This window comes from Actinoplanes subglobosus (assembly GCF_042650585.1).
Lineage (GTDB): Bacteria > Actinomycetota > Actinomycetes > Mycobacteriales > Micromonosporaceae > Actinoplanes > Actinoplanes subglobosus.
Window position 1 is genome coordinate 630,447 of record NZ_JBHSBL010000005.1, and the last position, 11,405, is coordinate 641,851.

The window sequence follows — 11,405 nt, forward strand, 5'->3', positions numbered from 1 at the left end:
GGCCTGCTCACCGGTGGCCCGCGCCGAGAAGCGGCGCAGCACGGTGAGCCGGCGCTGGATCGGGGTGCGCCCGATGGTCGCGTCGAGCGCCGCGTATCCGGCGAGGAAGGCGGCGCCGCCCCCGAAGACGAGAACCATCACCAGGATCACCATCCGCGGCCCGCGAACAGGCTGGGGGAGAGGGTGACCCCGTACGGCGCGAGCGCGTCGAGGAAGTTCGGGCGGATCCCGGTCGGCTTCAGCTGTCCGCCGCGCGCGTCCGGGGCGTACTCGTGGAGGAAGATGTCCTGCAGAGTGACGACCTCGCCCTCCATGCCCACCACCTCGGTGATGTGGGTGACCTTGCGCGTCCCGTCCTTGAACCGGTTGACCTGCAGGATCAGGTCGACCGCGGAGGCGATCTGGTCGCGGATCGCGCGGCTGGGCAGGTCCATGCCGGCCATCAGGACCATCGTCTCCATCCGGGAGAGCGCGTCGCGGGGCGAGTTGGCGTGCAGTGTGGTGAGCGAGCCGTCGTGGCCGGTGTTCATGGCCTGGAGCATGTCGAGGGCGGCACTGTCGCGGACCTCCCCGACGACGATCCGGTCCGGGCGCATCCGCAGCGCGTTGCGGACCAGCTCGCGGGTGGTGATCGTGCCGCGGCCCTCGGAGTTCGCCGGCCGCGACTCCAGCCGCACCACGTGTTCCTGGTTGAGCTGGAGCTCGGCGGCGTCCTCGATGGTGACGATGCGCTCGTCGGACGGCACGAAACCGGACAGCACGTTGAGGATCGTGGTCTTGCCGGAGCCGGTGCCGCCGCTCACCACCACGTTGCGGCGGCCGCGGACGCAGCCCTCCAGGAACTCGGCGCCGTTGCGGGTCAGGGTGCCGTAGCTGAGCAGGTCGCCGACGGTCAGCGGCACCGCCGCGAACTTGCGGATCGTCAGTGACGAGCCGTCCAGCGCGATCGGCGGCACGATCGCGTTGACCCGGCTCCCGTCCGGCAGCCGGGCGTCGACCATCGGGCTCGCCTCGTCGACCCGGCGCCCCACCCGCGAGCAGATCCGGTCGATGATCCGCCGCAGGTGGGCCTCGTCGTCGAACTCGGCGGCCACCCGTTCGATCCGGCCGAAACGTTCCACGAACACCGCGTGCGGCCCGTTCACCATCACCTCGGTGACCGACTGGTCGCGCAGCAACGACTCGATCGGCCCGTGCCCGAGCACCTCGTCGACCACCTCGCGGACGATCCGGGCCCGGTCGGCGCCGGAGAGGGGGGTCTCCTCCCGGGCCAGCAGCTCGTTCAGCGACTCACGGACGCGGGCGTCGAGGTCGTCGGCCCGGTCGCGGTCGTTGCCGTACAGGGTGGGGCCGAGCTCGTCAGCGAGCCGTCGCTGGATCCGCAGGCGCACCTCGTTGACCTGGTCGGTGGCCTGGTGCCGGCCGGCCGGGCCGCGGTCGGACGGCAGCGCGGGGCCGGCGGCCTGCTGGCTCTGGACGTTCCTCGCGGCCGCGAGCCGCGCGGACAGGCTCATTTCGCCTTCTTCCTACGGCCGAAGAGGCCGCGGCTGCGGGCGGGGGGCGCCTCGATGCCGGCGCACCGGTCGGCGAGCTGCCGGATGGCCCGGCTCACCGGGTGCATCGGGTCGGTCATGGTCAGCGGCTCGCCCTGGTTGACCGAGACCGGCACGTCCCGGCTGGACGGCACCTGCACCGCGAACGGCATGCCGACCGCCTCCTCGACGTCGGCCGGGGTGAGCCCGACCTCGGAGTTGGCCCGGTTGAACACCAGCAGACGGCGGTCCTTCGGATAGTCGAGCAGGTCGAACATCTCTGTGGTGAGACGTACCGACTTGAGGGTCGGCAGGTCCGGGGTGACGATCGGGATGTACCAGTCGGACATGTCCAGGGCGGCGAGCACCTGGTCGGTGACGACCGCCGGGGTGTCGATCACGATGAAGTCGTAGACCGGGCGGGCCACGTCCAGCAGTTCGACCACGAACTCGCGGCTGACCCTCTCGCCCTCGGCCGGGCTGGGCGGGGCGAGCAGCGCGTCCAGGCCGCTGCGGTGGCTGGAGACGATCGACCGGAGCCCCGGCTCGTCCAGCCGGCCGGTCATCGACAGGCCGCCGGAGATGTTGCGTTCGGGGGAGAGCCGCAACATGATCGCGACGTCGCCGAACTGCAGGTCGAGGTCGAAGAGCAGGACCCGGCGTCCGCCGCCGGCCAGCGCCACGGCCAGGTTGGCGGCGACCATGCTGCGGCCGCATCCGCCCTTGCCGGCGAAGAGGGTGACGACCCGGGCGTACGGCGCCTGCTCGGTCGTGCCCCGCAGGGTGCTGCTCAGCGCCTTGGAGAGGTCGACCGACCGGACGGTCGCGGCCCGCAGCCCGTCGTTGTCGGCCTCCTCGACGATCTCGCGCACCCCGGAGCGCAGGCAGTCCAGCACGACCGCGGGCTCCAGCGTCCGGCGGATCAGCACCACGCCGATGAGCGGCCGCTGGAGCCGCTGGTAGGCGGTGAACATCAGCGCCTCGCCCAGATCGACGGTGGCACCGAGGATGACCAGGATCGTCTCCGGGTAGCGCGGCAGATGCGTCTCCAGATCCGCCATGCCGGCCAGCATCGTGCAGCCGACCTCGCGGAAGGCGGGCCCGACCTCGGCGCGCCGGGCCTCGTCCGGTTCGACGTAGACGTAGAGGGACATCAGTACAACCCGTCCGTGTCGACGCCGTCGCCCGGGGTCACCTTCACCGTGGCGCCGAGCATGGCCAGATGGAGCGCGCAGTACCGGGAGGCGTGCACCAGCCGCTGCGCGTCCTTCGCGCCGACCGCGAGGGTGACCACGTACCGTTCACCGGTGGTCGCCTGACCGCCTCCGGTGGTGCCGATGATCTCCCGCTGGTGCGACGCGGACGGCCCGGGCGACGCCGGTCCGGCTGCGGGTTCGGGCGCCTCACCGATCGCGATGATCTCGGTACGCGGCAGCAGCGCCCGCGTCTGCGGAGGCGGATCGGAGTCCCTGGGTTGGAGCGGGCAGCTCGCGTAGACGGTTACCTCGTCGCCGGTCGTGACGTCCCCGGCGACCTGGGGCGCGATACTCAGCGCGACGGTCACGGCGAGGCGGTCCGGAGGCACGGTGAGCCGCCGGGACGGGGAGGCGGACGGCACCGGTGTCTGGAACAGCGGCCGCAGCAGGAGCTGGCTCGCCTCCAGCGGCGCGGTCAGGCGCAGCCCGTCGAGGGAGGAGTCCCAGCCGGTCAGGGCACCGGTGGGCACGGTCTCGGCGGGCACCAGGATGCTCTCGGTGAGCTTGGCGACGTCGGCGCCGGAGGTGTCGGCCGGGATGTGCCGGGTGGCGATCAGCACCCACACGCCCTGTTTGCCCTGGACGGCCCGGCGGTCGGCGCCACGGACGTACGACAGCAGTGAGATCCCGCTGATCACCGCCAGCAGGAGGGCGGCCAGCAGGATCAGCACGCGCCGCCGCACGGCGTCACCGCCCCCGCCGTCATCCGACGCACGACATCACGCCCTTGGCGCTGATCACGAGCGGGGTGCTGCGGGAGATCCAGGCCAGCAGCGGCGTGGTCGGCTGGAAGGTGCGCTGGACGTTGACCACGGCGTCGGTGCCGGCGCCGGACGCGGCCGCGCAGACGTTGACCCCGTTGACAGCCGGGTAGGTGAGGGCGACGCCGGTGCCGACGATCGAGGTGACCTTGGTCTTGACCTGATCGACGGTTCCGTTCAGCGCCCCGGTCCGGGCCCCCTCGCGGGCGGCCTCGGTGAGCTGGATGTGCTGTTGCATGAGCCGGCCCATGTCGATGATCGCGAAGAGGATCAGCAACACGATCGGGAGCACGAACGCCATCTCGACGATCGCCGCTCCGTCCTCGGCCCGGGCCACCCTGTTCGCGGGCGGCCCGGTGACCGGCCGGGTCGTACTAGATGGCGTTGGTGACCTTGGTGAGCAGGCCCGCGATGTCGGTTTCCAGAGCCTGGAGGCCGACGATGAGGGCCACCGCGATGAGCGCCACGAGAAGCGAGTACTCGACGATCGTCGCGCCCTCGTCCGAGGTGTGCTTGGCACGCAGGTATCCGATGAGCAGCTTGAACTGTTCCACGGTCGTTCCTTACTCACTGTGGCCACACCCCCGGCGGCCCGTGCCCTGTTCATCGGACGTTTCGTGTGGACCATGAGAGAGCCTCGGTTGCCGGACAGTTACCGGTTAGGGGTGGATGAGGTCTGCGCCAGCACCGACCGCAGGGTGCCGGCCAGCACGTCGGCCGTGTACGGCTTGGAGATGAACGGCGAGCCCGCCTTGATCAGGCCCCGCTTGACGGCGATCTCCTCGGGCACCCCGGAGACGTAGACGACCCGCATGGTCGGCCGTACCGCCGCCGCCGACCGGGAGAGCTCGCCGCCCGAGACCCCGGGCAGCCCCAGATCGGTCAGGAGCACGTCGATGGTCCCGTCGTGCACCCGGCACGTCATCAGCGCGCTGACCGGATCCTTCGCCGCCAGCACCGAGAAACCGCGCATCTCGAGCATCTGCGTGGTGAGCTCACGCAGGTCCTCGTCGTCCTCGACCAGCAACACCACCGGTCCCTGTCGTTCTGCGGTCTTCCACATATCCCTCTCCCGCACGGACGCCTTCACGCTATCGACTGCGGCTCACCCGGCGGCCGGGAATCGGTAAACGCAGAAGGCCCGTGACCTGCGAAGGCCACGGGCGAAGGGGTTGCCGGGTGACAGGTCAGGGCCGGCCGAGGAGACGCATGGCGACGGGCCGCCGGTCCTCCAGGACGGCCACCGCGCCGCCGTCGAACGCGCGGGGCGCCGGGGCCATGGCGCAGAGAGTGCCGACGACCGCGCCGTCGACCCGCAGCGGCACGCCGGCGTAGGCGCGCAACGGCCCCACGATCGCCGTGGCCGGGAAGAACCCCCAGTCCACGGCGTGCAGGTCGTCGACGAGCAACGGCTGGTCCGGGTTGACCACCCGGGGGCAGACCGACCACTCGGCGGGCAGCCCACCGGCCCGCATGATCCAGTCGGGGATGCCGCGTCCCGCGGCGATCAGCACGGCGTCGTCACGGACCAGGGTGATGGCCGCGATCGGCACGTCGAGCCGGGTGGCCACGTCGTCGACGACCTCCTGGAGTTGCTCGCGTACCGGGGTCGCCGCCTGGATCAGGCTGGTGACCGTCTCGGAGCGGGTGTCGACGAGAACGTCGAGAGAGTTGGCCTCGAAGCCGGACATGAACGCCACGAATCCTTCCCGACGGCCCGGGGTGGCCGGTCCGGGGAACCCTCCCGTCCCCCGGGTGCGGAACCGGTCGTCGCCGGGTTGCCGGCGGGTTGCCGCGGGTGTCAGCGCGGCAGTGTCACCGTGAACCGGGTGCCGCCGCCCGGCCCCGGTGCGGCCGCGATCGTCCCGCCGTGCGCCTCGACGACCGCCTTGGTGACGGCCAGTCCCAGCCCGGTGCCCTTGATCTTGCGTTCCACCGCGGTACTGGCCCGGAAGAACCGGGTGAACAGTTTCGGATACTGCTCGACGGGTATCCCGATCCCGGTGTCGGTGACGTCGACGGTCACCGCGGTGCGGTCCGCGTGCGCGCCCACCGTGACCGTCCCGCCCGGCGGTGTGTACTTGATCGCGTTGGAGAGCAGGTTGTCCATCACCTGCCGCAGCCGTGCCGACTCGCCGGACACCACCGGCAGCGGGCCGATCTCGGTGACCAGGTCGACCTGTGCGCTGATCCGGTGCTCCTCGACGGCCTGGCGCAGCAGCCGGTCCAGGTGCAGCGGCCGCGGGTCCAGCAGCGCCGGACCGGTCTCGAACCGGGCCAGGTCGAGCAGGTCCTCGACCAGGTGCAGCAGATGGGCGCTGGTGCGCGCGATGGCGGCCAGTTCGCTGCGCCCGGCGAGCTCCGGCTCCTCCAGCAGCGAGTCGGTGTACGCGGCGATGATCGCGATCGGGTTGCGCATCTCGTGACTGACCACCGCTACCAGGTCGTCCTTCATCCGGTCCAGCTCCCGCAGACGGCGGACCTGCTCCTGCTCCCGGGCGAGCAGCAGCTCCCGCTGGTCGGTCAGCTCCCGCCGGTCGGTGACGTTCGTGGAGATCCCGTCGATGTAGCAGACTCCGTCCTCGACACGGGGGAACGCGCGGCACCAGATCCAGCGGACGGCGCCGTCGAATCCGGTGAACCTGCATTCGAACTCGCCGGGCCGCCCGTCCGTGATCGCGTCCTGGTACTGCCGGAACTGGTGCAGGTCGTCCGGGTGGATGTGTTCGGCAGCGATGTGGGCGAACGTGTCCACGGCCGGTAGCGGGCCACCGAACACCTCCTTCGCCCCCGGGCTGATGTAGACCGTGTGCCAGGTGTCCGGAGGCGAGTAACGGACGCTCCAGACACAGTCGGGGACGACCTCGATGACCCGGTTGAAGTCGCGCCGGGCGGCGGCCAGTTCCAGGGTCAGTTCCTCGGCGCGACGGCGTTCGACGTACCGGCCGGTCTGTGCCGCGATGTCGCGCAGCACCGACAGGATGTCGTCGTCGCGGTCGACCGGGGTGTCGGAGAAGAACACCAGCACCCCGGCCACCCCGGCGCCGCAGTGCACCGGCATGCCGATCGCCGCTCGCAGCCCCAGCCGGTGCCCGAGCGGCAGCCGTCCCGGATCGGTGAGGTCGCCGGGCAGATCGTTGGTCCAGATGTCGGCGCCCCGCTGCCAGACCGTCCCGGGCACACCCTGCCCGACGCCGAAGTCGAACGGCTCGTCGCCGGTGAACCCGGACAGGTCGATGCCCTCGCGGCACCAGGATCCGGCCCGGGCGATCCGGTGCCGTTCGGTGTCCACCTCCCAGTATTCGGCGCAGGCCCAGCCGAGTTCGGCGGCGACGCCGGTGGCCGCCGCCATCGCCGCGTCCCGCGCGGAGGCCGCCTCGGACAGCGCCTGCGCCACCGCGTGCCGGCAGCGGCGCAGCATCTCGGCCCGGTGGGCGGCGGTGATCTCGTGCAGCGCGACGACCGCGCCCAGGCGCCGCCCGTCGGCGGAGTCGATCGGCCGGGCGTTGGCCAGGAATCGGCGCGGCGGCCGGTCCGGCACGCACACCAGCATCTCCTCGTGCTGCACGGTCTCGCCCTGCCAGGCCCGGGCCAGCGGCATCCGCTCCGGTGCCAGTGGCGTACGCCCGTCCGCCGCGAACAGAGGGAAGGTCTGCGCCCACGACTCCGCCCCGATCGACAGCATCCCGAGCCCGTGGATCTCCCGCATCGCCGCATTGAACTGGGCCAGCCGCCCGTCGCTGCCGCACGCCGCCACCCCGGTGTCCAGGCTGTCCAGCAGTGCCTGCAGGAACGCCCGCTCCTGGCGCAGCTCGGTCCGGGCGGTGGTCCGCGCCGTGATGTCGTGCAGGAACGCGTGGAAGACCTGCTCGCCGTCCTCCCGCTGCAGCTGGAGGGTCATCTCGACGGGGAACTCCCGGCCGGCGCGATCGACAGCGGTCAGCTCCAGCCGCCGCCCGGACAGTTCGGAGACGCCGGTACGCCGTACCCGCGCCATGCCGGCCTCGTGCGCTTCGCGCAACCGGTCCGGGATCATGAGCTCGGTCGCGCACCGGCCGACGGCCTCGTCCCGGGTCCAGCCGAAGAGCTGCTCGGCCGCCGTGTTCCATGCCGTGACCCGCCCCCCGGAGTCCATCGAGACGAACGCGTCGTGCGCCGAGTCCAGGACCGCACGCAGCCGCGCCGCGGTCCGGAGCGCCTCGTCGCGCTCGGCCCGCAGCGTGTCCTCCGTTACCGGGATCAGATCCTGCCGGTGCGTGGTCATCACCGAAACCGATCGGCAACCGAACGCGACCACTGAGGCGTGACCGCGGCCTCATTCCATCGGGAATTATCGATACCTTGCTCGGGTTGAGCGGGTCACGAGAGGCCGGAAGGGCCACTCACCGGGAACGAAGAGAGTGATCAGAATGAGCCAGAAGAAGGTCATCGCGGTCGTCGGCGCCACCGGTGCCCAGGGTGGCGGACTCGTCGAGGCGATCCTGGCCGACCCGTCCGGCGACTACGCGGTCCGTGCCCTGACCAGGGATACCACCTCGCCCCGCGCGAGTGAGCTGGTCAAACTCGGCGCCGAGGTGGTGCAGGCCGACAACTACGACGAGGAGAGCCTGGTCGCGGCGTTCACCGGGGCGTACGGCGCCTTCCTGGTGACGAACTTCTGGGCCCACATGTCCGCCGACCGCGAGCTGAAGGAGGCCGCCAACCTGGCGAACGCCGCCCGCCGCGCCGGTCTGGAACACGTGATCTGGTCCACGCTGGAGGACACCCGCGACCACATCCCGGTGTCCGACGACCGGATGCCCACCCTGCAGGAGAAGTACAAGGTCCCGCACTTCGACGCCAAGGCCGACGCGGACCGGCTGTTCACCGGGGCGGGCGTGCCGACCACGTTCCTGCGCACCACCTTCTACTGGGAGAACCTGGCCAACGGCTGGGGTGCGGCACGCGACGCCGACGGGGTGCTCACGCTGAGCCTGCCGATGGGGGAGAGCCGGCTGGCCGGCATCGCCGTCCAGGACATCGGCCGGACGGCGTACGCCCTGTTCCAGGCTGGTCCCGCCGAATACGCGGGCCGTACCGTCCACATCGCCGGGGAGCATCTGACCGGGGAGCAGATCGCGGCCGGCCTGTCCCGGGCGGTCGGTGAGCGTGTCGTTTACCGCCCGTTGACCCACGACGCCTACCGTGGTCTCGGTTTCCCGGGCGCCGACGAGGCGGGCAACATGCTCCAGTACTACACCGAGTTCGAGGACTACTTCACCGGAGTCCGCGACCTGGCCGAGGTCCGTCGCCTCCACCCCGGGCTACTGACCTTCGACCAGTGGCTCGACGCGAACGGCCACACCCTGCCCACCAAGTGACATTTCCGGAGGAAGCACCGCATAGGATGCGGCGGTGCTCATCCGGGAACTCACCGCTCGTTGCCTGACCGTGGTCGGCGCACCCTGGTTCAGTGCCGCCGGCTTCGCGGTCATCGCGGTCAACGCGGCGTGCCTCGGCCTGGAGACCTACTCCGGGATCGAGGCCGCCGCCGGACCGTACCTGCGTTTCATAGAGCACCTGTGCGTCGCCGGTTTCGTCCTCGAACTGCTGGTCCGTTTCGGCGCCTCGCTGGACCGCCCGTCCCGCTTCTTCCGCGACGGCTGGAACCTGTTCGACATCGCCATCCTGGCCGCCCCGCTGATCCCCGGCGTCCGCGAGAACGTCACCCTGCTCCGCCTGCTGCGCCTGGCCCGGATCGTCCGCGCGTTCCGCCTGTTCCCCAGCCTCCGGGTGATCCTCGTCGGCATCCGGCGCAGCCTCCCCGGCCTCGGCAGCTTCCTGCTGATCACCGCCCTGGTCATCTACGGCTACGCGATGGTCGGCTGGATGCTCTTCGGCGCCGCCCAGCCGGAGAAGTACGGCACCGTCGGCCAGGCCATGCTGAGCCTCTTCCTGCTGCTCTCCCTGGACGACATCACCAACATCCTGTCGGCCGGCCGCGAGATCACCCCCTGGGCCGTTCCGTACTACGTCTCCTACATGGTCGCCGCGTGCTACCTGTTGACGAACCTCCTGGTCGGCCTGGTCCTGACCGCGTTGCAGGAGGCCCACGAGGCCGAGCGGGCAGCCACCACCGGCAAGAAGAGCGGCCCGCCCATCCCGATCGACAACACCCCGCACGTGCAGATCGCCCGCCTCCGCGAGGCCCTCGACACACTCGAGGCCCAGCTGCTGACCACCCCACCGGCCCCGCGCCTCCCGGAATCCCCGGCGTCCCGCTCAGCGGCCCCTCTGCCATGACCCCTCATCCGGTACGCCGTCGGCCGCCCCACCCGCGCACCGTCCGGCCCCGGCCGTACCGCCCACGGCGCTCTTCGTGCCCAGAACGGGGTCATCCGCTTTCTTGCGAAGCGAGAAAGGCTAGCCTCCTAGGATGCCGAAGGGGATAGGGTCCGTCCGTGACTGGTACTCCTGAGATCACGGTGGCGACACCCGAGGATCGTGAACGGATCGTCGATTCGCTGGTCGCGGCGTTCCCGGGTGACCCGGTGCTGCGCTTCCTGTTCCCCCGTGACGACGATTATCGTCGGGAGGCGCCGGAGTTCTTCGGTCACCTCTTCGACAAGCGGGTGAACAAGGCGACCATCTGGACCGTCGAGCGCGGCGTGTCGGCAGCGATCTGGGAGCCGCCGGGTGGCAGTGACGTGCCCGCCGCCGAGATGAGGTTGTCGGCGGAGGCCCGGGTGCGGATGGCGGCCTACGACGAGGCGATTCACGAGGCTTTCCCGGACGAGCCGTACTGGTATCTGGGCGTGCTCGGCACTCACCCCGCCGCTGCTGGTCGTCGCCTCGGCCGGGCGGTGATGGCCGTCGGTCTCCGTCGTGCGGCCGAGGACGGTCTGCCCGCGATCCTGGAGACGAGCAAGCCGGAGAACGTCGAGCTCTACCGCCGCGCGGGCTGGGAGGTGGCAGCCGAATTCCGTGACCCACTGCCCGTCTGGATCATGCGCCACTGACGCGATCGTCCGCGACGTGGCAGCCGGACCGAGGCGGCGTTGGGTGGGCTCGAAGGCGGGGTGGTCAGGCGGAGGTCAACTGGGCTGAGCGGACGCTGTGGGCGGCGGTCCACCAGATGCTGAGGATCAGGAGGAGTTCGCCGATGTTGCCGGTCCAGAAGGCGAGTGCGCCCAGACCCGCGGCGACGAACATTGCGACCGCTCCGGCGAGCAGCCACGGCCAGCGGGTGCGGATCAGCAGGGTGGCTCCGATACCGATCAGCACGAGGATGGTGACGACGGCGGGGATCGGTGCGCCGTGTGAGGCCGCGTTGGTGTAGCGCAGCGTGTCGGCGTACCGGGTGGGCTCCAGATCGAGATCGATGATGTCGAGGTAGATGCCGGCGACGATGAGCGCGACGGTCAGCGCGCCGAAGGCTGCGGGCGCGGCGCGGCCGGCGAGGGAACGGACGCCGTGCCGGCGGCCGAGACCGACCCCCACCATGATCAGAAGGGGTACGAGAAGCCCGTGCGTGATGTAGCGCGGGTAGGAGAGCGCCTCCAGTGTGTCGCCTTCACCGACCGTGGCACCGACCGCGATGACCGTGTTGTCCCAGATCAGCGCGAGGATGACGAGGATCAGCAGGGTGAGCGCCCAGTCGGGGTGCCGTCGCCGCATCGCGATCACGAGGCCGAGCAGGACGACTTCCGTGACGGCGATCAATCCGAACAGCGCGCTGAGCATCCGCGGCCCCATGTTCCGTTGAGGGAAACGACGTTCCGTTAACGTAGGCGCAGGCTCGCCCGGAGGCAAGGTCCGCGGTGCGCGGGTAACGCTATCTTCACGTGCGATGAGGCGGCCGGCCGTCCCACGGCGGG

The 11,405-nt window shown here is 70.9% G+C and carries 13 protein-coding genes (1 of these 13 only partly in view); 3 read left to right on the forward strand and 10 right to left on the reverse strand.

Annotated features, from left to right (window positions below):
- Nucleotides 1-146 precede the first annotated feature (146 nt).
- The 8 genes from ACFO0C_RS06185 to ACFO0C_RS06220 form a co-directional block, all read right to left on the reverse strand.
- Entirely contained in the window at nt 147-1,514 is a 1,368-nt protein-coding gene (locus ACFO0C_RS06185) for a CpaF family protein (RefSeq protein WP_378065531.1), read from the reverse strand.
- Nucleotides 1,511-2,686 carry an AAA family ATPase gene (locus tag ACFO0C_RS06190; RefSeq protein WP_378065532.1) on the reverse strand — a complete coding sequence of 392 codons (1,176 nt, stop codon included), beginning with the start codon at nt 2,684-2,686 and terminating at the stop codon, nt 1,511-1,513. The genes ACFO0C_RS06185 and ACFO0C_RS06190 overlap by 4 nt, the downstream gene beginning before the upstream one ends.
- Nucleotides 2,686-3,471 carry an RcpC/CpaB family pilus assembly protein gene (locus ACFO0C_RS06195; RefSeq protein WP_378065533.1) on the reverse strand — a complete coding sequence of 262 codons (786 nt, stop codon included), beginning with the start codon at nt 3,469-3,471 and terminating at the stop codon, nt 2,686-2,688. The genes ACFO0C_RS06190 and ACFO0C_RS06195 overlap by 1 nt, the downstream gene beginning before the upstream one ends.
- A gap of 19 nt (nt 3,472-3,490) precedes the next feature.
- A complete protein-coding gene (locus ACFO0C_RS06200; RefSeq protein WP_378065534.1) occupies nt 3,491-3,886 on the reverse strand; it encodes a TadE/TadG family type IV pilus assembly protein in 396 nt (131 codons plus the stop codon).
- A gap of 37 nt (nt 3,887-3,923) precedes the next feature.
- Nucleotides 3,924-4,103, reverse strand: a complete 180-nt coding sequence (locus tag ACFO0C_RS06205) for a Flp family type IVb pilin (protein WP_378065535.1) — start codon at nt 4,101-4,103, stop codon at nt 3,924-3,926.
- A gap of 98 nt (nt 4,104-4,201) precedes the next feature.
- The gene (locus tag ACFO0C_RS06210; RefSeq protein WP_378065536.1) at nt 4,202-4,612 is read right to left on the reverse strand and encodes a response regulator; all 411 of its coding nucleotides are present in this window, start codon (nt 4,610-4,612) and stop codon (nt 4,202-4,204) included.
- Nucleotides 4,613-4,736: 124 nt separating this feature from the next.
- On the reverse strand, nt 4,737-5,240 hold the full coding sequence (locus ACFO0C_RS06215; protein WP_378065537.1) for a GAF domain-containing protein: 504 nt from the start codon (nt 5,238-5,240) through the stop codon (nt 4,737-4,739).
- A 110-nt stretch (nt 5,241-5,350) separates the two neighbouring features.
- A complete protein-coding gene (locus ACFO0C_RS06220; RefSeq protein ID WP_378065538.1) occupies nt 5,351-7,813 on the reverse strand; it encodes an ATP-binding protein in 2,463 nt (820 codons plus the stop codon).
- 145 nt (nt 7,814-7,958) lie between these two features.
- On the opposite strand from ACFO0C_RS06220, the gene ACFO0C_RS06225 reads away from it, so the two are divergent.
- The 3 genes from ACFO0C_RS06225 to ACFO0C_RS06235 all read left to right on the forward strand — a co-directional run bounded on the left by ACFO0C_RS06225 (nt 7,959) and on the right by ACFO0C_RS06235 (nt 10,547).
- On the forward strand, nt 7,959-8,909 hold the full coding sequence (locus tag ACFO0C_RS06225; protein WP_378065539.1) for an NmrA/HSCARG family protein: 951 nt from the start codon (nt 7,959-7,961) through the stop codon (nt 8,907-8,909).
- 34 nt (nt 8,910-8,943) lie between these two features.
- Nucleotides 8,944-9,831, forward strand: a complete 888-nt coding sequence (locus tag ACFO0C_RS06230) for an ion transporter (RefSeq protein WP_378065540.1) — start codon at nt 8,944-8,946, stop codon at nt 9,829-9,831.
- Between the two features lie 158 nt (nt 9,832-9,989).
- Complete coding sequence (locus tag ACFO0C_RS06235) at nt 9,990-10,547, forward strand: GNAT family N-acetyltransferase (protein WP_378065541.1); 558 nt, start codon at nt 9,990-9,992, stop codon at nt 10,545-10,547.
- A gap of 64 nt (nt 10,548-10,611) precedes the next feature.
- Here ACFO0C_RS06235 and ACFO0C_RS06240 read toward each other — a convergent pair whose 3' ends face one another.
- Nucleotides 10,612-11,271: a hypothetical protein gene (locus ACFO0C_RS06240; RefSeq protein ID WP_378065542.1), complete on the reverse strand. Its 660-nt coding sequence runs from the start codon at nt 11,269-11,271 to the stop codon at nt 10,612-10,614.
- A gap of 97 nt (nt 11,272-11,368) precedes the next feature.
- On the reverse strand, nt 11,369-11,405 hold the 3' portion of the coding sequence (locus ACFO0C_RS06245) for an efflux RND transporter permease subunit (protein WP_378065543.1). Its footprint extends 3,077 nt past the window's final position; the window shows 37 of its 3,114 coding nt (coding positions 3,078-3,114); the start codon falls outside the window, past its right edge; it ends in the stop codon at nt 11,369-11,371.

Excerpts from the sequence above, each read along its gene's own strand:
- ACFO0C_RS06185 (WP_378065531.1), bottom strand. The coding sequence starts at position 1,514 with ATGAGCCTGTCCGCGCGGCTCGCGGCCGCGAGGAACGTCCAGAGCCAG.
- ACFO0C_RS06190 (WP_378065532.1), bottom strand. The coding sequence starts at position 2,686 with ATGTCCCTCTACGTCTACGTCGAACCGGACGAGGCCCGGCGCGCCGAG.
- ACFO0C_RS06210 (WP_378065536.1), bottom strand. The coding sequence starts at position 4,612 with ATGTGGAAGACCGCAGAACGACAGGGACCGGTGGTGTTGCTGGTCGAG.
- ACFO0C_RS06215 (WP_378065537.1), bottom strand. The coding sequence starts at position 5,240 with ATGTCCGGCTTCGAGGCCAACTCTCTCGACGTTCTCGTCGACACCCGC.
- ACFO0C_RS06220 (WP_378065538.1), bottom strand. The coding sequence starts at position 7,813 with ATGACCACGCACCGGCAGGATCTGATCCCGGTAACGGAGGACACGCTG.
- ACFO0C_RS06225 (WP_378065539.1), top strand. The coding sequence starts at position 7,959 with ATGAGCCAGAAGAAGGTCATCGCGGTCGTCGGCGCCACCGGTGCCCAG.
- ACFO0C_RS06240 (WP_378065542.1), bottom strand. The coding sequence starts at position 11,271 with ATGCTCAGCGCGCTGTTCGGATTGATCGCCGTCACGGAAGTCGTCCTG.